Raw genomic sequence first — 21,138 nt, 5'->3', positions numbered from 1 at the left:
TCCTTCGAGGTCCTGACCCGCGCGCCGCGCGCGGGCTACGCTTGATTGTCGTGCGGACGGGCCCCCCGGCTATCGTCCGGATCGCCTGTCCGGTCGCCTGCGGCTGCGCAGGATCGGCGAAGAGGCGCACCAGTCGAAGTCATACCAATTCGCGTTTAATATGGATTGCCTCCCCTGAAAGGAGAGGTGGTTCGCGTTAGCGAACCGGAGGGGTTGTTTCTCAGGCTCACACCCCCCAGCCCCTTCGGGGCAGCCCCCCTTGCAGGGGGGCCTTTCTTTCCCTTTAGACGCAAATTGGTATCAGCGCAGGCCCAGGTGCTTTCGGAAGAAGTCCTCCATCGCCCGGTAGAAGTCGAAGCGGTTCTCCTCGTTGTGGAAGCCGTGCCCCTCGTTCTCCTTCACCATGTAGAGGACGTCCCGACCGTTTTTGCGGACGGCCTCGACGATCTGGTCGGACTCCGCCTTGTTGACCCTGGGGTCGTTGGCCCCCTGGGCGACCATGAGCGGAATATGAATCCGGTCCGCGTGGAAGAGGGGGGAGACCTCTTCGAGGAGCGCCTTGTCCTTCGAGGGGTCGCCGATCTCCTCGTACTCCATCTCGCGCAGGGGCTCCCAGTAGGGGGGGATGCTCGCCAGGAGGGTGAAGAGGTTGGAGGGGCCGACGTAGCTCACGGCGCAGGCGTAGAGGTCCGGCGTGAAGGTCGCGCCCGCCAGGGCGGCGTAGCCGCCGTAGCTTCCGCCGTAGATGGCCAGGCGCTTCGGGTCCGCGATGCCCTGGTCCACGGCCCACTTCACCCCGTCCGTCACGTCGTCCTGCATGGCGCGTCCCCACTGCTTGAAGCCGGCGGTCCAGAACTTCTTGCCGTAGCCCGTGGAGCCCCGGAAGTTGACCTGAAGCACGGCCGCCCCGCGGTTGGCCAGGAACTGCGCCTCGGCGTCAAAGCCCCAGTATTCCCTGGCGCTGGGCCCTCCGTGGGGGATGACCACGAGGGGCAGGTCGCGGGAGACGGCTCCCGTGGGGATCGTCAGGTAGCCGTGGATGGTCAGCCCGTCCCGGGAGCGGTAGGTGATGGGCGTCATGGGGGACATGTCCTCCTCCTTCAGCCAGGGGGAGACGTCCGCCAGCTTCTTCAGGGCGTTATTGGTGCGGTCGTAGAAGTAGTAGGCGCCCCGCGTGCGGTCCCCCCAGACGCGCACGATGCAGCGCTGTTCCTCGTCGTCCATGTCCGTGACGGAGACCTCGTGGTCGGGGAAGAAGGCCTCCAGCGCCGTGCGGAGCTTTCGGCTCTCCTCGTCGAAGTAGTGGTACCGCGTCTTGTCCGTCGTGTAGTGGACGCCCGTGACGATCTTGCGCTTCTTGGAGTGCATCAGCCCGCCGACGTCCACCTCGTCGTTCTCGTAGACCAGGTCCAGGAGCTTGTTGGCTTCGGGGTCGAAGGTGTAGATGGCCTCCTTGTCGCGGCTGAGGTTCGAGGCGACGTAGAGCAGCCGGTTGTCGTAGCTGAACAGGATGGGGTCGAAGCTGTCCTTGAAGCTCGTGGTGAGGAGTTTGCGGAACTCCTGGTCCTCCGAGGTCCGGTAGAGCAGGTTCGTGTTGACGCCGTCCGTCTCGATGGCGACGCGGAGGCGTCCCTCGTGGTCCGTCATCCAGCCCACCACGCTGCCCGGGTTCTCCGCCAGCTTCGTGAGCTCGCCGCTGTCCAGGTCGCAGCGGTAGACGTCGAAGACCTCCGGGTCCCGCCGGTTCATGCTGATGAGCATGTGGCGCGGGTCGTCCTCCAGGTCGTCCAGCACCCCGGCGCGGACCTTCTCGAACGGCGTGAGGTCACGGGAGGCGGTCCCTTCGAGGTTCGTGATGTACACGTGGAAGTTTTCGTCGCCGCCCCGGTCCTGCACGTAGACGATGCGGTCGTTCCCCTTCCAGAAGAAGCCCCCCACGTCCCGCTCCTCGGCGGAGGTGACGCGCCTTTCCTCCTCGCTGTCGAGGTCGCGGACGAAGACGTTCATGCGGCTCTTCCAGGGCTTCGCGTAGGCCAGGCGCCGTCCGTCGGGCGAGATGGCGTAGGCCGCGGACTCCGGGTTGCGGAAGAAGTCCTCCATGGGCAGGAGCGGGGCCGGTTTTGTCCCGGCCTCCGCCGCTCCGGCGAACGGCAGGAGAAGGCCCAGGGCCGCCCCAAGGGTCAGAAGGTCGCCAAGGTACTTCACGTTCATGGTGATGAAAACCTCCCAAGGTGTAAGATAAAGGCGAAGAGGCGCGACGGGTGCGCTGCAGGGTGGCGGCGCCGGCGCGGCGTTGCTGCCACGAAACATTTAAGCGCAAAACGCCCTCCGCGCCATGCGCTGTTATGCGGAAAAAGGGCAGGGCCGGTTCCGCAGGTTCTTTTTCGTCGGATCCCCTTCATGCTGCCCATGCCCTGCGGGGCCCTGGGCCCCTGTGCTTGAGGCCCTGAGTCTTATGAGACGAAGGATGAACGCCTTAAGTATCTTGACAACCCCACTGATTCCTATACGATATATAAAGGCAAAGGATACGCCGAATTGCACAGCAGGCGTATTTTACGGACGATTTTTGGACAGCGGTCGGTCGATGCGGTGCGGGGGCTAACCCCGGCGAAGAAGCGGATCGCGAGGAGGCGTTTCTTAAGGATGACGAAGCTCCTGAACAGGATGACGGACGAGGTGCAGGCCGTCGGGCGCATCGCGTTCGGCGCGGCGGACCGGAGGGGAAAGATCGTCGCGGCGGTGGGCGATGGAGAGCGTCTTCGCTACACGGTGAACGGCGGCCCCAGGGAGGCTTTTGACGACGCGGGCCTGCGCACCCTGACGGCGGAGTTCGTCCGGTTCGCGCTGGACTCGGACCTGTCCTGCCTTGCGCTTGAGGTGGAGGGCGTGGACGCCCTGTCCCCCCAGGCCAGCGAGGCCGCTGCGGAGGGTGCCCTTGCCGGCGCCTGCGCCTTCACCAAGTACAGGACGCAGGGTGCGGCGCGGGCGAAACTGGCCTCCTTTGCGCTGATCGGAGGGGACGAGGCGGGGCTGGAACGGGGGCGCGTCGTGGGCACGGCCCTGATCTTCGCCCGCAGCCTCGCCAACGAGCCGCCCAACGTCCTGACCCCGGAGGCCTTTGTGAGCGTGGCCCGCCGCCTTGCGGGACGGGCCACGCTGTCCTGCGAGTTCTATGACGAGTGGGAGATATCGGGCTTTGGGATGAACGGCCTGATGGCCGTCGGCCGGGGTTCGGCCAACCCGCCGCGGCTCATCCACATGGTGTACCGGCCGGGGGGGCTCCCCGTTCGGCGCGTCGCCGTCGTGGGCAAGGGAGTGACCTTCGACAGCGGCGGCCTCTGCGTCAAGGGGCCGGACGAGATGCAGTGCATGAAGTACGACAAGAGCGGCGCCTGCGTCATGATGGGCGTCCTGCAGGCCGCGGCGGAGCTCGGGCTGCCGATCGAGGTCCACGGCATAGCGGCTCTGGTGGAGAACATGCCGGACGGGGCGGCCTGTCGGCCCGGCGACGTCGTCCGGACCATGAGCGGAAAGACGGTGGAGGTGCAGGACACCGACTGCGAGGGGCGCCTCGTGCTGGCGGACGTGCTGACGTTCGCCTCGCGCCTCGAACCGGACGCCCTGATCGACGTCGCGACGCTGACCGGATCGGTCAGGGACGCCCTGGGGAAGTACACGGCGGCCCTGGTGAGCGACGACGACGACCTGTCCGCGGCGCTGCTGCGGGCAGCGGGTCGGGCGGGGGAGCGCTTCCATCGCTTCACGATGGACGACGAGCGCCTGTGCGGGGGGCTGAGGGGGACCTTTGCCGACCTTCGCCCCTACTCTCCCGACGGCGGCGGCCCCATCGCGGGCGGCATGTTCCTTCGAGAGTTCGTGAAGCCGGAGGTGCCCTGGGCGCACCTCGATATCGGCGCGACGGGGTGGTACGACCGGGAGTTCGGCGTCTACGCGAAGGGCGCTTCGGCCTATTCCCTGACGACGGTCGTCGAGTACCTGCGCGACGTCGCCGCGGCGGAGGCCCGACAGGGGGCGTGAGGGGATATCTGAGCGATGGAGGTTAAGCGAAGGAAACTTGGCGAGATTCTGCTGCAGATGAAGCTGGTGTCGCCGGAGGAGCTGAGGCTCGCTCTGGAGGATCAGGCCAGGAGTCCTGGGAAGCGCCTCGGCGCGATCCTCATCGAGAGGGGCGGGACCACGAGTCAGGCGCTGACCAGCGCCCTTGGGCGTCAATTCATGCTGCCGGTGGTGAAGGTGGCGAACTACGGGGACGTCGCCGCGCGTCACGCGGTCCCGCGGGAGCTCATGGAGAGCTTGAAGGCCTTTCCTCTCGAGTTTCAGGAGCACGGCACCGTCCTCCTGGTGGCGATCTCGGACCCCCTGGACGTCGTGACCCGGAACATCCTGCGGGCGAAGATATCCTTCCCGATCCGCTTTGCCCTGGCCCCGGAAGAGGATATCCTGGAGGCGCTGAGGGAGGCCGTGTCCGATCCGCCTCCCCCTCCCCCTGCGCCCGCCCCGGCCCCCGCGTCTTTCGGCGCTGCAACCCCCCTGAGCATCAAAACGCTGAGGGCCAAACACCCCCTGCTGGGGGAGATGCTGCTGCGGGCGGGGGTCATCACGCAGCAGCAGCTGAGCATGGTGCTCGTGATCCAGGAGAGGGCGCGAAAGAGGCTGGGCGAGATCCTGCTCTCGGAGGGCATCATCACGAGCAGCCGCCTGGCGGAGGCGCTGTCGGAGCAGCTCAAGCTGCCCCTGCTTTCCCTGGCGGAGGAGGAACCGGAGCCCGAGGCGATCCGGCTGGTGCCCCGGAACATCGCCGCACGGCTGAACCTGCTGCCCCTGAGGATCGAGGCGGACGGACGGCTCTTGATCGCCATGGCCGACCCGCTGGACATCCTGGCTCAGGACGAGGTGCAGATGATGGTGAGCGGCGGGATCCGGATCGGGGTCGCCACCCAGGAGTCGATCTATCAGAACCTGCCCCGCTTCTACAACCGCTAGAGGCAGGACAGGAGGCGAGGGGGAGAGGACGCGCGTCCTCTCCCCCTCGTCGTGTCGACGCCCCCGGTTCCCCGGAGGTTTATTCGTGGTTCTGGATGTAATCGGGCACCTGAGCCAGGGGCACCTCCGTCTGACTGCCCTCCTCCAGGTCCCTGACCGCCGCGCAACCCTTCGCCAGCTCCTCCGGCCCCAGGATGCAGGCCCAGCGCGCGCCGGAGGCGCCGGCGTTCTTCATCTGCGCCTTGAAGCTTCGGTCCGCCGTGTCCTGTTCCGCTGCGACGCCCGCGCGCCGCAGCTCGTGGGCCAGGACCTGGGCCGCCCCCCGCGAAGCGCCGTCAAGCGCCGCCACGTAGGCCCTGGCCTGCGGTCTGCGCCCGAAGGTGCAGCCCTGCTGCTCCATCACCAGGACGATGCGGTCGAGGCCGCAGGCGAAGCCGACGCCGGGCAGGCGGGGGCCGCCGATGGCCTCGGAGAGGTTGTCGTAGCGCCCGCCGCCGCACACGGCGTTCTGAGCCCCCAGGTCCCCCGAGAGGATCTCGTAGGCCGTCTTCGTGTAGTAGTCCAGGCCCCGCACCAGCCGCTTGTCCAGGCGGTAGCGGAAGCTCAGGCGTTCGAGGCCCGATCGGACCTCCTCGAAGTGGCTGCGACACTCGTCGCACAGCGACTCGTAGATGGCGGGGGCCGCGTCGGCCACGGTGCCGCACCCCGGCTCCTTGCAGTCCAGTATCCGCAGGGGGTTCCGGTCCATGCGCTCGAGGCACGTTTCGCACAGCTCGCCCCGCCGGGCCTGGAAGTGCTGGAGCAGGGCCTCCCGGTAGACGGGGCGGCACCTGGGGCACCCCACGGAGTTGATGACGACCTCCAGGTTCTTCATGCCCAGACGGCGGAAGAGTTCCGCGGAGAGGTCGATGGTCTCCACGTCGGCCATGGGGCCCGCCACCCCCAGGTACTCGGCGTCGATCTGATAGAACTGGCGGTAACGCCCCTTCTGGGGCCGTTCGTACCGGAACATGGGGCCCCAGCACCACAGCTTCGCCGCAGTGCCCTGGGCGCACAGCCCGTTCTCCACCGCGGCCCTCACCATGCTGGCCGTGCCCTCCGGGCGCAGGGTGAGGCTCCTGCCGCCGCGGTCGGTGAAGGTGTACATCTCCTTCTCCACGATATCCGTGGTGTCCCCGACGCCACGGGCGAAGAGCTCCGTCTGCTCGAAGAGGGGCAGATGCACCTCGGAAAATCCAAAATCGGCCATCGTCCTGGCCGCCGTGTTCACGACGTAAGCCCACTTCCACGATTCCTCGGGCAGGATGTCCCGTACTCCCCGCGGCGCTTTGATCTCCATAGCGTTCATCTCCCGTTCGGCAGCGATCTCGCCCGCGCGCCCTCCGAATCTGCGGGCGCGGCGCATGGCGTCCTTGAGAGTATACCTCACGGCGCGCCTTTTTTCATCCCGAAGGGGCGTGGACGAGCCCCCTGTTCCGGGCCGTCCGGAGTGCCGATAATCCTGACGGGAGTCGATGCGGGCAGGTTGTGCGGAATGCACGTCGATTCGTGATAGAATAAAAGGAGGTGAAACGTCGGGTGCTTTTGCCGTCTTCTGCTGTGTGCGGATGACGTTGGACGCTGAAACATTTTGCGTAACGTCCCCTGGCGGAGGGCGCCGGTCGGGCGTGTTTGAACGGTGATACAGAAGGAGCGTCGCAATGGGGGCAACTCGGAAGAAAATTGGTGAGATACTGCTGCGGTCGCGCAGGGTGGCGCCGGAAGCCCTGCAGCGCGCGCTGGAGGAGCAGGCGAAAAATCCTCAGAAGCGCATCGGCGCGATCCTGGTCGAGCTGGGGTTCCTGACGGACCGGCAGCTGACGGAAGCTTTGGGCCTGCAGTTCATGCTGCCCGTGGTGAAGGTGTCGGACTACATGGCGAATATCGCCGCCCAGAACGAGTGCCCGCGGGAGCTGATGGAGAAGTTCAACGTCTTCCCCCTGGAGTTCCAGGAGCGGGGCTCCGTCCTCCTGATCGCGATCGCGGACCCTCTGGACGTCGCCACCCAGGACATGCTGAGGACGAAGCTGCCTATCCCTCTGCGCTTTGCCCTGGCGCCGGCGCAGGAGATTCGCGAGGCCCTGATGGAGGGCAGGATGCCCGGCGCTGCGGCGGTGCCCGGGATGCAGCGGGGCCCGGCTGTCGGGGTGCCCCTGGGCGGCGTACAGGCTCCCCTGGGGCCGATCCCAGGCCAGCAGGGCGTCGGCCCTGCGCCGCAGGGAGAACCTGAGGTGGGGCAGAGCATGAACTCCGCCATCGTGCCGAGCGTCGCGGCACTCCAGATGAAGCAGCCCCGGTTGGGCGACGTCCTGATCCAGGCCGGGGCCATCACGAAGGAGCAGCTGGCCCAGGCGCTGCAGCTGCAGAAAACTACAGGAAAGAGGCTGGGGGAGATATTCATCTCCGAAGGGATCATCTCGGACACGCGCCTGGCGGAGGCCCTGTCCACCCAGCTGCGCCTGCCGCTCTTCTCGCTGACGCGCTACCACCCGATGCCGGAGGCCATCAAGATGGTGCCCCGCGCCGTGGCGGAGCGCCTGAGCCTGATACCCCTGACCATCGTTGACGATGGTCTCCTCCTCATCACCATGTCGAACCCCCTGGACCTCCTGGCCCAGGACGAGATCCGCATGCTGACGGGCCGCAACCTCAAGATCGGCATCTCCACCCACGAGGAGATCGCCAAGAACCTGGATCGCCTCTACAACCTCCAGAACAACCTGGAGGAGGCCATCGTCGAGATCGACCCGGACACCGAGATCAACAAGGAGCTGGACGTGACGGCGAGCACGGAGGACGCCCCCGTCATCCAGCTGGTCGGCAACCTGCTTCAGCAGGCGGTGCGCGAGGGGGCGTCGGACATCCACGTGGAGGCCTACGAGAAGAGCGCCCGCGTCAGGTTCCGCGTCGACGGGCAGCTCTACACCGCCTTCGAGTACCCCGTGTCCCTGCACCCCTCTGTGGCGTCCCGCATCAAGATCATGAGCGGCATGGACATCGCGGAGAGGCGCAAGCCCCAGGACGGCCGCATCCTCATCCGCGTCGACGGGCGGCGCATCGACCTTCGCGCCAGCATCCTGCCGACGATGAACGGGGAGAAGGCCGTCCTTCGTATCCTGGATCAGGAGAGCTCCAACGTGGGGTTGGACCGCCTGGGCCTGGAGCCGGACGACATGGAGAAGATTCAGATGTTCTGCGAGATGCCCTGGGGCATCATGCTGGTGACGGGCCCCACGGGAAGCGGAAAGTCCACGACGCTCTACTCCATGCTCCAGAGGATCAACCAGCCGGACGTCAACATCATCACGGTGGAGGACCCCGTGGAGTTCTCCGTCGCCGGCATCAACCAGGTTTTCGTCAACGAGAAGGCGGGGCTGACCTTCGAGTCCGCCCTCCGGTCCATCCTGCGCCAGGACCCCGACAAGGTCATGGTGGGAGAGATTCGCGACCAGAAGACGGCGCAGATCGCCATCCGTGCGGCGCTGACGGGACACTTCGTGCTCTCGACGCTGCACACCAACGACGCCCCCAGCGCCGCCACCCGTATGGTGGACATGGGGGTGGCGGCGTTCCTGGTCTCCGCGTCGCTGTCGGGGGTCATCGCCCAGCGCCTGGTGCGCCGGCTGTGCCCCCTGTGCCGCGAGGAGTACGAGCTGGCGCCCAAGACGTGCGAGGAGCTGCGCGTTCCGGTGGGGACCCGTGCGTTCAGGGCACGGGGGTGCAACGAGTGCCGCAACGGCTACAAGGGGCGGCGCGGTATCTATGAGATCATGGTGTTGGACGACGACCTTCGCCGCATGGTCCTGGAGGGGGCCAGCAACCTGGACCTCCGCAATGCGGCCATCGAGAAGGGCATGAAGACGCTGCGCCAGTCCGGCATCAACGCCGCGCTGGCCGGGTTCACCTCGCTGGAAGAGGTCTTGACCAGCACGCTATAAAGGCTGTTGCCTCAGGAGGCGGTATCTAGTGGAAATAACCTTGAGATCCCTGCTGGATCTGGTCATAGAGAAGGACGCGAGCGACCTTCATCTGGGGGTCGGCATTGCGCCCGCGATTCGTGTTGACGGCATTCTGAACCCCGTGGGGGGCACGGCGCCCATGACCTTCGAGGAGGTGGAGCGCGCCCTCCTGGAGGTCATCTCGCCCGAACAGTACAAGAAGTTCATGGAGACCCACGAGCTGGACTTCAGCTTTTCCCACGTGGGGAACGGCATGGAGGCGCGTTTCCGAGGCAACTGCTACCGCGATATGCGGGGCATCGCTGCGGCGTTCCGGCTGATCCCCATGAGGATTCGGACGCTCCGGGAGCTGGAGTTGCCGCGGGAGCTGGAGGAGGTCGCCCACCGGCGCCGGGGGCTGTTCCTGGTGACGGGGCCGACGGGACACGGAAAGAGCACCACGCTGGCCGCCCTGGTGGACGAGATCAACCGAACGCGATCCGACCACATCGTCACGATCGAGGACCCCATCGAGTACGTCCATCGGCCGCAGAACTGCGTGGTCCACCAGCGGGAGGTGGGCTCCGACACCTCCAGCTTCGCCGAGGCCCTAAAGCACGTCCTGCGCCAGGACCCCGACGTGATCCTCATCGGAGAGCTGCGTGACCTCGAGACGATCCAGGCGGCCATCACCGCCGCGGAGACGGGACACCTCGTGCTGGGCACGCTGCACACCCAGGACGCCTCCCAGTCCGTGGACCGCCTGATCGACGTCTTTCCCCCGCACCAGCAGGCGCAGATCCGCATCCAGCTGGCGTCGGTCCTGGTGGGCATCTGCTCCCAGCAGCTGATCCCCAGGGGGAGCAGCGGCCGCGTCTGCTCCACGGAGCTCCTCATCGCGAACCCCGGCATCCGCAACTGCATCCGCGAGGGCAAGACGAGCCAGATCCGGACGGCGATCCAGACGGGGGCCGCCACGGGTATGCACACGATGGAGCAGTGCCTGGCGGACCTGGTGGGCGAAGGCATCCTGAGCCGCGACGCCGCGATGGCCTACGCCTACGACCCCAAGGAGCTCCAGCGCATCCTGTCGCAGGGAACGTTGTGAGGCCCCTGCAAACCTGGCCCATCGGGCCCCGGCAGGCCTTTCTGAAGACTTTGGGAGGTAAACGATGAATTTCAAGTATCGCGTGCGCGCCTCGGACGGCAACATCCAGGAGGGGCAGCTGGAGGCGGAGAGCCAGGGACTTGCGCTTCAGGCCCTGCGGGAGAAGGGGCTTTTGGTGCTCTCCATGAACGCCGCGACGGCGGGAGGCCGGGAGGTGGGGAGCAGCGGAGCCGGGCTGTCGTTCTTCGAGAAGCTGCAGCGCATCGGCGCGGTGCCCGCCAAGGCGAAGATGGTGTTCTTTCGCCAGATGGCGACGATGGTCCAGGCGGGCCTGACCCTCTCCATGGCCATCGACATCATCGCGGAGCAGGAGCGGAGCATGGTCTTCAAGGACGTGCTGCTCGACGTGAAGGGGCGGCTGGACCGCGGCATCCCCATGAGCCAGGCCATGAGGGCGCACCCGTCGGTCTTCAACAACATGATGATCTCCCTCGTCCAGGCGGGCGAGGAGGGGGGTCTCCTGGACAACTCGCTGGAGCGCGTGGCGGGGCTCTTGGAGAAGCAGGCGGCGCTGAAGAGCAAGATCCGTTCCGCCATGTTCTACCCCAGCTTCGTCATCTTCTTCGCCGTGGCCGTGGTGGTGGTGTTCATCGCCTTCATCCTGCCGAAGTTCCAGCAGGTCTTCAGGGGGATGAACATCGAGCTCCCCGCGCTGACCGAGATGCTCTTCAGCCTGGGCGAGTACTGCACCGAAAACTGGCTGAGCATCGTGATCTGGACGCTGGCCGTCGTCGGGGTGCTGGGCTTCCTCCTGAGGAGCAAGGCCACGAAGCCCATGATGGATCGGGTGAAGCTGAAGCTGCCGGTCATCAAGAGCCTGGTGTTCAAGTCCGGCATGGCCCGGGCCACCCAGACGCTGGCGGCCCTGGTCACCGCAGGGGTCCCCATCCTGAGGGGCCTCGAGATGGCAGAAAACGCTGCGGGCAACGAGGTGATCCGGCAGGGCTTTGCGGACCTCCAGGCCTCCGCCAAGCAGGGCGTCCACCTGGGGGACGCCGCGAAGCGGGCGAAGGTGTTCCCCATCCTGGTGTGCCAGATGATGCGCATCGGCGAGGAGACGGGCCACCTGGACGACATGCTGGAGCGCGTGGCCAGGTGGTACGACCAGGAGCTGGACGAGCAGATCAAGGCCATGACCTCCCTGATGGAACCGATAATGATCATGTTCGTGGGTGGGCTCGTGGCGGTGATCGCCTTGGCCATCTTCGGCCCCATCACGGCGGCCATGTCTCAGATGTAAATATGAGCCTTTAGACCTATTGATTATAGTCCTGAAAGCTTTATAATTTCATCATTAAGTTCCACAGTGGGTGGGACAAAAATTTAAGGAGGAATTTATCATGAAAATGCGCAAAGGTTTCACTCTCGTCGAGCTCCTGATCGTCATCGTCATTATCGGTATCCTTGCGGCGGCCATGCTGCTCTCCAGCGGTTCCGCGACGGCTTCTGCCGAGGCGTCCAACATCGTCAGCAACCTTCGCAGCCTGAAAGCTGCAACGATGATGTTCTATGCGGACAGCATGGATGCGATCGCTGCCGTGAACGGCCTTCTTCCTGGTACGGTGACCGTCGATGCTCTGAAGGGCTATACGGACAATCCGAGAGATTTGCGGACGGTAAGGGTTATCTGTTCAAGTCCAATACGAACAAGAACTGGTTTGTGGGCGTTGACCTGGAAAAGTTGAAGATGAGCAGCACGATGGACGAGGTCATGAAGAAGCTGGAGGGCAAGAAGGATACCCTGGCCCTTATCAGCACCACGGATGCTACGAGTGCTCCTGCGAACACGACCCCGTCGATCAATACCACCCACAAGGTTGTGTGGATGGTGGCCCGCTAGTCCAAAAGGCACGGCACATGGGACGGCCCCTTCGGGGGCCGTCTTTTTGTCCTGCCTCCCCTAAGGGGAGGCCTGTTGGAGGGGGCAGCCGAAAATGTCCCGATGGGGACGGCCTTTGAGGTCGTCCCCAAATTTATTGCGAATCACCCCTTGACAATAATAGAATATGTTATATACTTATATTTACGAAAGGGGGTGACGTGGTGAAATCCACAGGAGAGGAGGTGAGAGTATGCCGGTGAGCAGCACGCTGAGGCGGAGCACGGTGGCCCTGAAGCTCAACGCGGGTAAGAATCCGAAGACGGGCAGCACGATGGTGAAGAGCTGTTCCCTTGCGGGCATCCGCGGCGGGGCGGACCCTGAGGCGATCGTGAACGTGGCGGAGCTCGTGGCCCCTGTTCTGGCCCATCCCGTGACGCGGGTGGAGCGGACCGAGGTCCGAACCCTGGAGAGGCAGTAGGAAGGGGACCCGATCGTTGTCAATTGGTGAGAGAAGGGAGGTGATCGTTTGTCTGTCAGCCTGAAGTTGAAGTTCAAGGATGCCGATGCCCGGAGCATTTCCAGCACCCTCAACCACGCGAAGCCCGACGCGGAGGCATCGGCGGTGAAGGCCCTCATGGAGGGGATGATCGCGAACAAGGCCATCTACTCGCCGGAGCCTGTGGCCATCGTGGGCGCGGAGTTCGTGACCGTCAGCAGCACCCCGGTGAGCCTGTAGCGGCGCAGAGCGGCCGTGAGGTGGAAGGATGCGCATCTGAAATGACGGACCGGGGGACGCCCCGGTCTTTTTTAACCCCGCGATGCGGGGAAAAGTCGAGAGGAGGACTTGATGGATCGTTTGGAGGCGTTCGTCGGCGCGGCACTTCAGGGCGGTTTTTCCGTGGTGGTCGCCGCGTTTCTGCTGCTTCGGATGGAGCGGGAGCTGCGGGCCCTGCGGGAGGCCATCGTCCTGTTGCGCCACTGCCAGACGTGCAGGCTGTCGCCGGGGATCGGGGACCTGCAAAATTTTGTTGCGGAGGCCCGTGGTGAAGTGCGGTCCTGAGTTTTTCCGGATCGATGAATTTCGGTGTCCCTGCTGCGGCACGGGACGGCCCGCGGCCCTCCTGGTGCTGTGGCTGGAGGGACTGCGGAGGGCGTGGGGTGGCCCCGTCGTCGTGAACAGCGGCTTTCGCTGTGGGCGGCACAACGCGGAGGTTGGCGGGGTGTCCAACTCCCGTCACCTGATCGGCTGCGCCGCGGACGTCCGGCCCGCGGAGGGCTCGATGGAGGACTTCAGCTGCCTCGTGCGGAGGCTGGGCAGCCTGCCGGGCTGGGAGCTGCGTTTCTACGGGACATTCGTTCACGTCGGGGTCCCGCGGCGGGAGGCCGCGCGGCTGTGGTCGGGAGGGGAGGTGGGGGTGGCGTCCTGAGGCGCCGCGGGCAGCCCCCGGCGACCGCGTTTGAATGAGGCAACGTTGAGTTTGCTATTGCCAAAATGGCCATGGCCTGATAAAATAAACCCTTGTAAGGCCGGCGTAGCTCAGTTGGTAGAGCAGCGCACTCGTAATGCGCAGGTCAACAGTTCGAGTCTGTTCGCCGGCTCCATGATTGAAGGAGAGTGAGGATCGTACCCATGAGGTGCGATCCTCGTTTTGTTATGATGGGGCCAGAGTTGGATGAGTTGAATGGAGGAGGATGTGGGTGCGGCGAGTGTTTTTCATAAGACGCGCCTGTCTGACATTCCCCGCCGACGCCTCCACAAGGCAATCATACCAATTTGCGTCTAAAGGGAAAGAAAGGCCCCCCTGCAAGGGGGCTGGGGGGTGTTGAGCCTGAGAAACAACCCCTCCGGTTCGCTGACGCGAACCACCTCCCCTTGCAGGGGAGGCAAGGCAAACCCCTCCGGCCCTTCGAGCCACCGCCCCAGCTTAACGATCTTTTGTGGGGGATAAGGCTCCTCCTCCTCGCCCTGTGCCTCGGCCCCCTGTCCTGGCACTCGAGTCTTGTAGTCCTTAAAAACCATAGATGATTACCGAAGACAATGAACCCCAAGTTTGGTATCATAAGACCGAATACAGCAAAGAGGAGGTTGATGCGTGATGGTATCCGATGCTAAAAGCATTGCGCAGTATATTGTCAATTATTTCATCAACGCTGATGCCCCTGTCAGCAATTTACAGCTGCAGAAGTTGCTTTATTTTTCATGGATTGACTATTACCAAAAAAAGAAGGGTGCTTATCTTTTTGATGAGAGCTTTGTGGCATGGCCTTTGGGCCCAGTTGTTCTCAGTGCATATTATGACTTTTGTGCCTATGGAGCTGAGCCTGTTTTTCGGTATCGGCCTGTAAGTTTGTCAGGGCTCGACACAAAAACCCTTAATACTTGTTTGGCGAGTTTTAAAGGATGGACGGCGTATGAATTGGTAAACAAATCCCATCGTAAAGGTGGAGCGTGGGATTCTGTATATCAAGGCGGAGAAGGAAGGGATCGTGTTATTGATTTTGAGCTGATTGTGGATAAAGAATGCGAGGGTGTGTCGTGTTAGAGGAAAAACGTGGAAAAAAGCAGGAATATCTGCATAAAGTCCTGTTAGAGTTGGCATCTCCCTCAGTGGGGATGTTGGAAGAGAACTCAAAACCACTTCTTGCATACATTGTACGTTTGAGCTCCATTTATGACGATGATTTCCGTCATCAATACTCGTTGTTTTTTGATGAGGTTCTCAAAGAAATTTTTGAAAAAACGGAGGGGAAAGACATTGAAACCTTTCGAGAGAATCTCAGCTCTATCAGGAAATTTGTTTGTAACGACCGAGAAAACCCGTTTCAGAAAAAAATTGTTAAACTTTACGATCACCTTTGGCTTGAAATATCCAGATGGGAGTTTTTATTTGGCAAAGCAGGTAGACTGACCTCTATGGAGGATCGGCTCAATAAAATCGATGCGTTATCCAAAGAAGTCGAGGAGCGCGCCAAGGGAGCCGAGGATCGCTTTTCCAGGCTTCAGGTGGATTTTGTCGCGATTCTCGCTATTTTTGCTGCTGTGGTTATTGCCTTTTCTACAGGGAGCAATTATCTATCAAGTGCTTTATCCAGCATCAATACCGTTTCTTTAAAACCCCTTGTTGCGGTTGTTCCCCCATGTGGATTTGTGTTAGCCAATATATTGTTTATGTTGATGTATTTTATCGGGCAACTTACAGGGAAAAGTATTCGTGTAGGGTGGGTGTACGTTGGTGTTGTTGACGTTGTTTTAGCTGCGTCTTTTTTCCTTTCCTGCCATTGAGGAACTCATACCAATTCGCGTTTATAGAGAAATCTGGCAGTCTGCTTATGCAAGGGAGGCTGCCCCTCAGGGGCTGGGACTGACGGCCCGTGAGCGGCAGCGAACGGCAGCCGGAAGGCTCCCCGAAGTGGGGGACTGACGGCCCGTGAGCGGTAGCGAATGGCAGCCGGAAGGCTCCCCGAAGTGGGGGACTGACGGCCCGTGAGCGGTAGCGAATGGCAGCCGGAAGGCTCCCCGAAGTGGGGGGTAGGGGCGGCGAGTGTTTTTCATAAGACGCGCCTGTCTGACATTCCCCGCCAACGCCTCCACAAGGCAATCATACCAATTTGCGTCTAAAGGGCAAGAAAGGCCCCCCTGCAAGGGGGGCTGCCCCGAAGGGGCTGGGGGGTGTTGAGCCTGAGAAACAACCCCTCCGGTTCGCTGACGCGAACCACCTCCCCTTGCAGGGGAGGCAAGGCAACTCCTTCATCTCTCCCCAAACGAACGCGCACAAAAAGAAAATTTGTGAGATAATTTAAGCACAATCAATATCAATGCAGTGCTGACGCCTAACTTTTGAAGGTGCCTCCGTCAGGCCTCAGGCCGTCACGCCGGCGATATCGCTGCCCTTCCGGCAGCGGCGCTGAAGGCGGCGACGTGAACCCCACCGCGGCGGTCCGGGCGGGAAGCCCGCCGTCGGTCGGTTGTTGAAAGGAGTTTCAAGACGATGATTCAAAGACTGCACCGCAGTGACCTCGGCAGTTCCCTGAGGACGTTGATGGAGAACGACCCCGCGTTCAGGCCCATCGCGTATTTTTCCATGGAGGTGGGCCTGAGGGAGTCCATCCCCACCTATTCGGGCGGCTTGGGCGTCCTGGCGGGGGACATCCTGAAGAGCGCTGCGGACCTTGGGGTCCCCATGGCGGGCGTGACGCTCCTCTACCGCAAGGGCTACTTCGTCCAGGGCTTCAACGCCGACGACTGGCAGCAGGAGAAGCCCGCCGTCTGGGACCCCGCGCAGGAGCTGACGCTGCTCCCCAACCGCATCTCGATCCGGCTTCAGGGGCGCGAGATTCAGGTCGGCGTGTGGGTCTACGAGATCATCGGTGAGAGCGGATACCCGCTGCCCGTCTACTTCCTCGATACGGACTTTGAGCCCAACCACCCGGACGACCGCAAGCTGTCCTGGTACCTGTACGGCGGGGACAACCGCTATCGCCTCTGTCAGGAGTTCGTCCTGGGCGTGGGGGGACTGCGCGTCCTGCGGGACCTGGGCTACAAGAACATCGACACGTTCCACCTGAACGAGGGACACGCCGGCTTCCTCACGCTGGAGCTGATGCGCGAGATGGGCTACTACGACCCGGACAAGATTCGGGAGCAGGTGGTGTTCACCACCCACACCCCCGTCCCCGCGGGCCACGACTACTTTGAGTACAGCCTCATCGACCAGGTGTTCCCCGACGAGGCCAGGAGCACCCTCCACCGTATGCTGCCCGACGTTCCGGGCGTCTCCATGACGGAGCTGGGCCTGCGCTACAGCCGCTACGTCAACGGCGTGGCCAAGAAGCACGCCGAGGTCAGCAACGCCATGTTCAAGATGGAGACGGTGGACTGGATCACGAACGGCATCCACCCCGCCACGTGGATCAGTTCCGGCATGAGGAAGCTCTACAACAAGAACATTCCCGGCTGGGAGGAGGACCCCGGGCGCCTCGTCCAGGCCCTGACGATCCCCAAGGAGGACCTGTGGGCAGCGCACCAGGCGTCCAAGCTGAGGCTCTTCGCGCGGATCATGGAGACCAACGGCGTGCAGCTCGACCCGGACGTCCTGACGCTGGGCTTCGCCCGGCGGGCCGCGACCTACAAGCGGGCGGACCTGCTCTTCTCCGACATGGCGCGCTTCCGGAAGGTGGCGGGCAACCGCAAGGTCCAGTTCGTCTTCGCCGGAAAGTCCCACCCCAACGACAACGGCGGCAAGGCGCTGCTGCAGAAGATCCGCCGCGTGGCCAGGGAGCTGGAGTCCGAGATCCCCATCGTCTTCATCGACAACTACAACATGGAGATCGCCTCCCTCCTGACCCAGGGCGTCGACGTGTGGCTGAACACGCCCATCCGCCCGCGCGAGGCCAGCGGCACGAGCGGCATGAAGTGCGCCATGAACGGCATCATGAACTTCTCCATCCTGGACGGCTGGTGGATCGAGGGCTGGATCGAGGACGTGACGGGCTGGTCCATCGGGCCGGTGCCGGACGAGAAGGACATGGGGGCGAGCTACGACGAGTCGCTGGACGCGGTGGACCTCTACGACAAGCTGGAGAAGAAGATCATCCCCACCTACTACGACGACCACGACCGATGGGTGAGCATGATGCAGCACACCATCGCGCTTGACGCAAGCTTCTTCAACACGCATCGGGTGGTGCGCGAATACGCGTCGAAGGCGTACTCCATCAGCTTCCGGGGGATGTGATCGCCATGAGCGGGGCCGGAGGTGAGGCGGTGAAGGTCCTCTTTGTGACGACGGAGCTGGCTCCCTTCTCGAAGGTGGGCGGGCTTGGGGATGTCGCGGGCTCGCTGCCGAAGGCCCTGTGTCAGGCGGGGATGGACGTTCGGGTGGTCACTCCCGCCTGGCCCGGCGTGCTGGAAAAGGTGGCCGCCGCCGGCATCAAGACCACCGCAATGTCCCGCCCCGCCTGCGCCGCCTACAACTGGCAGGTGCGCGAGGCGAAGGTCGTCCGGGCGGAGGTGGACGGCGTGACCGTCTACTTCCTGAGCGCGGAGGACTACACGGGGGACATGTACCCCCGGCAGCTCGACTTCTGGACCGTCTCCCCCTTCGCCGTCTTCTGTATGCAGGCGCTCGAGCTGCACCGGGCCACGGGTTGGCGGCCGGACCTCTACCACTGCCACGACTGGACGACGGCCTTCCTTCCCTGCGCGCTGGCGTGGCACCGCCACTACCGATACGCGGGCGAGCGGAGCGTCCTCACCCTGCACAACGTGGAGTATCAGGGGGTGTTCGACCCCCACCCCTTCATGGAGGCCTCCGGGCTGGAGCCATGGAGCTTCAACCTGTCCGCCCTGGAGTTCTACGGCCGGGTCAACCTGCTGAAGGGCGGCATCGTCGCGACGACCGCCGTCACGACGGTTTCGCCGACCTACGCGGGCGAGATTCAGACCCACGAGTCCACCCGCGAGCTGGCGGACGTCCTCTATCAGCAGCGCGGCAAGCTGCGGGGCATCCTGAACGGCATCGACACGAGGTACTGGAACCCGGAGCATGACCGCGCGCTCCCGGCACGGTTCACGGCGCGGGACCTGGGGGGCAAGCAGGCCTGCCGCAGGGAGCTCCTCAGGCGGACAGGCTTTGACGTCGAGACGGAGGCGCCCGTCGTGGTCTGCGTCAGCCGCCTCGTCGAACAGAAGGGGTTCAACCTCATCCTGGAGGCGCTGGACGAGCTGCCCGCGCTGGGCGCGAAGTTCGTCTTCCTGGGGAGCGGTCAGGGCTGGATCGAGGGAGCCCTCGAGCGCGCCGCCGCTGCCCACCCGGACTACATCCGCTTCTTCAAGGGGTACGACGAGCCGCTCTCCCACCTCCTCTATGCGGGCGGCAGCATCTTTTTGATGCCGTCCGTCTTCGAGCCCTGCGGGCTCTCTCAGATGATCGCCATGCGCTACGGCACGATCCCGGTGGTGCGGGAGGTGGGCGGCCTGAGGGACACCGTGACCGACGCGGACTCTCCGGAGGGCGGGGACGGGTTCACGTTCCTGACCTGCGACGCGAAGGGGATGCTCTGGGCGCTGCGCCGGGCCGTGGCGCGCTTTCGGGACCAGCCCTCGTGGCAGATCATCGTCGAGCGGGCGATGAAGCGGGACTTCACCTGGACCCGTTCGGCGGAGCTCTACAAGGCACTGTACCGGGAGACGGCCCGCTGCTAGCCGCAGGGGGAGGCGAAGGCCTGCCTGGGTTTTAACTGATACCAATTTGCGTCTAAAGGGCAAGAAAAGCCCCCCTGCAAGGGGGGCTGCCCCGAAGGGGCTGGGGGGTGTTGAGCCTGAGAAACAACCCCTCCGGTTCGCTGACGCGAACCACCTCCCCTTTCAGGGGAGGCGAAAGTGAAGCAGCGCGTTTTCATACCAATTTGCGTCTAAAGGGAAAGAAAGGCCCCCCTGCAAGGGGGACTGCCCCGAAGGGGCTGGGGGGTGTTGAGCCTGAGAAACAACCCCTCCGGTTCGCTGACGCGAACCACCTCCCCTTTCAGGGGAGGCAATCCATATTAAACGCGAATTGGTATGAACAGTGAATACAGAGGTTTTCCCCGGTTTTTCAACGAAATCGGAAAGGGGAGATGGGGTATGTACGGAGGATCCAACGGAAGGGTGCTTGGAATCGTCCTGGCGGGAGGCAAGGGCGAGAGGCTGATGCCGCTGACGCGGTATCGGGCCAAGCCTGCGGTCTACTTTGCCGCGAAATACCGCATCATCGATTTTGCGCTTTCAAACCTCGTCAACAGCGGCGTCTTTGCCGTGTACGTCCTCGTTCAGTTCAAGAGCCAGTCCCTCAACGAGCACATCGAGCGGGGCTGGCAGTTCGGCGGCGCGCTGCGGGGGCGCGACTTCTTCGTCACTCTCGTGCCGGCGCAGATGTGGCGCGGCGAGCACTGGTTCCAGGGCACCGCGGACGCGGTGTTTCAGAACATGCACCTGATCAACATGTTCCGGGCGGACCGGGTGTGCATCTTCGCGGCCGACCACATCTACAAGATGGACGTCAGCCAGATGCTCCGCTGGCACCTGGACCAGCAGGCGGACATCACCTTGGCGGCCAACGTCGTCCCCGTCAACGAGGCCAGCCAGTTCGGCTGCATCAAGACCGACGGCAACGGACGGATCCTGGAGTTCATGGAGAAGCCCACCGTCCCGCCGGAGATTCCGGACAAGCCGGGCTTCTGCTACGTCTCGATGGGAAACTACATCTTCGAGCGCAAGGTGCTGGTGGACGCCCTCGTGGAGGACTCCATGCAGTCCACCAGCCACGACTTCGGTCGGGACATCCTCCCCAAACTGGTCCACCAGCGCGCGCGCGTCTTCGCCTACGACTTCTCCACCAACGTCCTTCCGGGGCCGAAGACCCGCCCCCGCTACTCCTACGAATGGCGGGACGACAGGCCCTACTGGCGTGACGTCGGCACGCTGAAGGCCTACTGGCAGGCGCACATGGAGCTCCTGAACCCGGACTCCGAGATGACGCTCTACAACCCCCAGTGGCCCGTGCGCACCGTCTCCTTCGCCGACCCGCCCTCCTACTCCTACCCCGCGGACGGCTACAACTGCACCGTCAACCGCGTCATGCTGGCGGAGGGCAGCCGCATCCTGGGCTCCTCCGTCACGGACAGCGTCCTGTCGCGCAACTGCCTCATCGAGACGGGGAGCGTGATCGAAAAGAGCATCATCGGGCACGACGTCATCATCGGGCGAAACTGCCGCATCAAGCGCGCCATCATCGACGCCCACAACAACATCCCGGACAACACGGTCATAGGGGAGGACCCGGAGGAGGACGCCCGCAGCTACTACGTGGACCCGAAGTCCGGCCTCGTGGTCCTGGGGATCCCGCGCATCTACTATCAGAAGGGGTTTACCGACGACACCGACAACACGACGCAGGACGACGAAACCGATCCCCTCGGCCTGTGAAACGAAAGCGGGCCCGCCATTCAGGCGGGCCCGCTTTTTTTGAAGCTATCCGGCGCGAGGGGCGTCTTTTATACCAATTCGCGTTTAATATGGATGCCTCCCCTGAAAGGGGAGGTGGTTCGCGTCAGCGAACCGGAGGGGTTGTTTCTCAGGCTCAACACCCCCCAGCCCCTTCGGGGCAGCCCCCCTTGCAGGGGGGCCT

The 21,138-nt window shown here is 63.6% G+C and carries 18 protein-coding genes and 1 tRNA gene; 17 read left to right on the top strand and 2 right to left on the bottom strand.

All coding sequences use genetic code 11. The annotated features are described in order from the left end of the window. Window positions 1-300: 300 nt before the first annotated feature. Complete coding sequence (locus tag ACK28C_RS01625; protein WP_015555863.1) at window positions 301-2,211, bottom strand: S9 family peptidase; 1,911 nt, start codon at window positions 2,209-2,211, stop codon at window positions 301-303. A gap of 435 nt (window positions 2,212-2,646) precedes the next feature. Here ACK28C_RS01625 and ACK28C_RS01620 point away from each other — a divergent pair, with 435 nt between their 5' ends. Together ACK28C_RS01620 and ACK28C_RS01615 are read left to right on the top strand one after the other, a co-directional pair. Then, window positions 2,647-4,041, top strand: a complete 1,395-nt coding sequence (locus ACK28C_RS01620) for a leucyl aminopeptidase family protein (RefSeq protein ID WP_409152363.1) — start codon at window positions 2,647-2,649, stop codon at window positions 4,039-4,041. Window positions 4,042-4,056: 15 nt separating this feature from the next. After that, window positions 4,057-5,007, top strand: a complete 951-nt coding sequence (locus tag ACK28C_RS01615; RefSeq protein ID WP_015555865.1) for a GSPII_E N-terminal domain-containing protein — start codon at window positions 4,057-4,059, stop codon at window positions 5,005-5,007. A 79-nt stretch (window positions 5,008-5,086) separates the two neighbouring features. On the opposite strand, the gene hisS is transcribed toward ACK28C_RS01615, so the two are convergent. Further along, the gene (gene hisS / locus ACK28C_RS01610) at window positions 5,087-6,355 is read right to left on the bottom strand and encodes a histidine--tRNA ligase (protein ID WP_409152629.1); all 1,269 of its coding nucleotides are present in this window, start codon (window positions 6,353-6,355) and stop codon (window positions 5,087-5,089) included. Window positions 6,356-6,707: 352 nt separating this feature from the next. On the opposite strand from hisS, the gene ACK28C_RS01605 reads away from it, so the two are divergent. The 15 genes from ACK28C_RS01605 (at window position 6,708) to glgC (ending at window position 20,936) form a co-directional block, all read left to right on the top strand. After that, window positions 6,708-8,984: a type II/IV secretion system protein gene (locus ACK28C_RS01605; RefSeq protein WP_409152362.1), complete on the top strand. Its 2,277-nt coding sequence runs from the start codon at window positions 6,708-6,710 to the stop codon at window positions 8,982-8,984. Window positions 8,985-9,012: 28 nt separating this feature from the next. Then, complete coding sequence (locus tag ACK28C_RS01600) at window positions 9,013-10,092, top strand: type IV pilus twitching motility protein PilT (RefSeq protein WP_208872499.1); 1,080 nt, start codon at window positions 9,013-9,015, stop codon at window positions 10,090-10,092. A 64-nt stretch (window positions 10,093-10,156) separates the two neighbouring features. After that, window positions 10,157-11,392, top strand: a complete 1,236-nt coding sequence (locus ACK28C_RS01595) for a type II secretion system F family protein (protein ID WP_015555870.1) — start codon at window positions 10,157-10,159, stop codon at window positions 11,390-11,392. A gap of 100 nt (window positions 11,393-11,492) precedes the next feature. Continuing rightward, window positions 11,493-11,837 carry a prepilin-type N-terminal cleavage/methylation domain-containing protein gene (locus ACK28C_RS01590; RefSeq protein WP_409152361.1) on the top strand — a complete coding sequence of 115 codons (345 nt, stop codon included), beginning with the start codon at window positions 11,493-11,495 and terminating at the stop codon, window positions 11,835-11,837. Then, window positions 11,834-11,992: a hypothetical protein gene (locus ACK28C_RS01585; RefSeq protein WP_409152360.1), complete on the top strand. Its 159-nt coding sequence runs from the start codon at window positions 11,834-11,836 to the stop codon at window positions 11,990-11,992. The genes ACK28C_RS01590 and ACK28C_RS01585 overlap by 4 nt, the downstream gene beginning before the upstream one ends. Window positions 11,993-12,224: 232 nt before the next feature. Beyond that, window positions 12,225-12,452, top strand: a complete 228-nt coding sequence (locus ACK28C_RS01580) for a DUF1659 domain-containing protein (protein WP_015555872.1) — start codon at window positions 12,225-12,227, stop codon at window positions 12,450-12,452. Between the two features lie 48 nt (window positions 12,453-12,500). Further along, window positions 12,501-12,710, top strand: a complete 210-nt coding sequence (locus tag ACK28C_RS01575; RefSeq protein ID WP_208872500.1) for a DUF2922 domain-containing protein — start codon at window positions 12,501-12,503, stop codon at window positions 12,708-12,710. Window positions 12,711-12,821: 111 nt separating this feature from the next. Continuing rightward, complete coding sequence (locus ACK28C_RS01570; RefSeq protein ID WP_243440540.1) at window positions 12,822-13,034, top strand: YvrJ family protein; 213 nt, start codon at window positions 12,822-12,824, stop codon at window positions 13,032-13,034. Further along, a complete protein-coding gene (locus tag ACK28C_RS01565; protein ID WP_243440541.1) occupies window positions 13,018-13,401 on the top strand; it encodes a D-Ala-D-Ala carboxypeptidase family metallohydrolase in 384 nt (127 codons plus the stop codon). Before ACK28C_RS01570 ends, ACK28C_RS01565 begins: the two co-directional genes overlap by 17 nt. Before the next feature lie 99 nt (window positions 13,402-13,500). Next, window positions 13,501-13,576: transfer RNA gene (locus ACK28C_RS01560), tRNA-Thr, on the top strand. 494 nt (window positions 13,577-14,070) lie between these two features. Continuing rightward, window positions 14,071-14,517, top strand: coding sequence for a Panacea domain-containing protein (locus tag ACK28C_RS01555; RefSeq protein WP_243440695.1), 447 nt, complete (start codon window positions 14,071-14,073; stop codon window positions 14,515-14,517). Next, entirely contained in the window at window positions 14,511-15,257 is a 747-nt protein-coding gene (locus ACK28C_RS01550; protein WP_208872502.1) for a hypothetical protein, read from the top strand. Before ACK28C_RS01555 ends, ACK28C_RS01550 begins: the two co-directional genes overlap by 7 nt. 706 nt (window positions 15,258-15,963) lie before the next feature. Beyond that, window positions 15,964-17,709, top strand: coding sequence for an alpha-glucan family phosphorylase (gene glgP, locus ACK28C_RS01545; RefSeq protein ID WP_015555873.1), 1,746 nt, complete (start codon window positions 15,964-15,966; stop codon window positions 17,707-17,709). 5 nt (window positions 17,710-17,714) lie between these two features. Then, window positions 17,715-19,178 (top strand): glycogen synthase, encoded by a 1,464-nt coding sequence (locus ACK28C_RS01540; protein ID WP_015555874.1) that lies wholly within the window; start codon window positions 17,715-17,717, stop codon window positions 19,176-19,178. A gap of 441 nt (window positions 19,179-19,619) precedes the next feature. Continuing rightward, window positions 19,620-20,936, top strand: a complete 1,317-nt coding sequence (gene glgC, locus ACK28C_RS01535; RefSeq protein WP_409152359.1) for a glucose-1-phosphate adenylyltransferase — start codon at window positions 19,620-19,622, stop codon at window positions 20,934-20,936. Window positions 20,937-21,138: the final 202 nt, after the last annotated feature.

This window comes from Fretibacterium fastidiosum (genome assembly GCF_964642095.1).
In the GTDB taxonomy this organism is placed as follows: Bacteria; Synergistota; Synergistia; order Synergistales; family Aminobacteriaceae; genus Fretibacterium; species Fretibacterium fastidiosum.
This window is presented reverse-complemented; position numbering and strand designations above follow the sequence as displayed.

Bases quoted from the DNA above. Each gene is read 5' to 3' on its own strand.
- ACK28C_RS01625 (WP_015555863.1), bottom strand. From the start codon at position 2,211: ATGAACGTGAAGTACCTTGGCGACCTTCTGACCCTTGGGGCGGCCCTG.
- ACK28C_RS01620 (WP_409152363.1), top strand. From the start codon at position 2,647: ATGACGAAGCTCCTGAACAGGATGACGGACGAGGTGCAGGCCGTCGGG.
- ACK28C_RS01615 (WP_015555865.1), top strand. From the start codon at position 4,057: ATGGAGGTTAAGCGAAGGAAACTTGGCGAGATTCTGCTGCAGATGAAG.
- hisS (WP_409152629.1), bottom strand. From the start codon at position 6,355: ATGAACGCTATGGAGATCAAAGCGCCGCGGGGAGTACGGGACATCCTG.
- ACK28C_RS01605 (WP_409152362.1), top strand. From the start codon at position 6,708: ATGGGGGCAACTCGGAAGAAAATTGGTGAGATACTGCTGCGGTCGCGC.
- ACK28C_RS01595 (WP_015555870.1), top strand. From the start codon at position 10,157: ATGAATTTCAAGTATCGCGTGCGCGCCTCGGACGGCAACATCCAGGAG.
- ACK28C_RS01590 (WP_409152361.1), top strand. From the start codon at position 11,493: ATGAAAATGCGCAAAGGTTTCACTCTCGTCGAGCTCCTGATCGTCATC.
- ACK28C_RS01580 (WP_015555872.1), top strand. From the start codon at position 12,225: ATGCCGGTGAGCAGCACGCTGAGGCGGAGCACGGTGGCCCTGAAGCTC.
- ACK28C_RS01570 (WP_243440540.1), top strand. From the start codon at position 12,822: ATGGATCGTTTGGAGGCGTTCGTCGGCGCGGCACTTCAGGGCGGTTTT.
- ACK28C_RS01555 (WP_243440695.1), top strand. From the start codon at position 14,071: ATGGTATCCGATGCTAAAAGCATTGCGCAGTATATTGTCAATTATTTC.
- glgP (WP_015555873.1), top strand. From the start codon at position 15,964: ATGATTCAAAGACTGCACCGCAGTGACCTCGGCAGTTCCCTGAGGACG.
- ACK28C_RS01540 (WP_015555874.1), top strand. From the start codon at position 17,715: ATGAGCGGGGCCGGAGGTGAGGCGGTGAAGGTCCTCTTTGTGACGACG.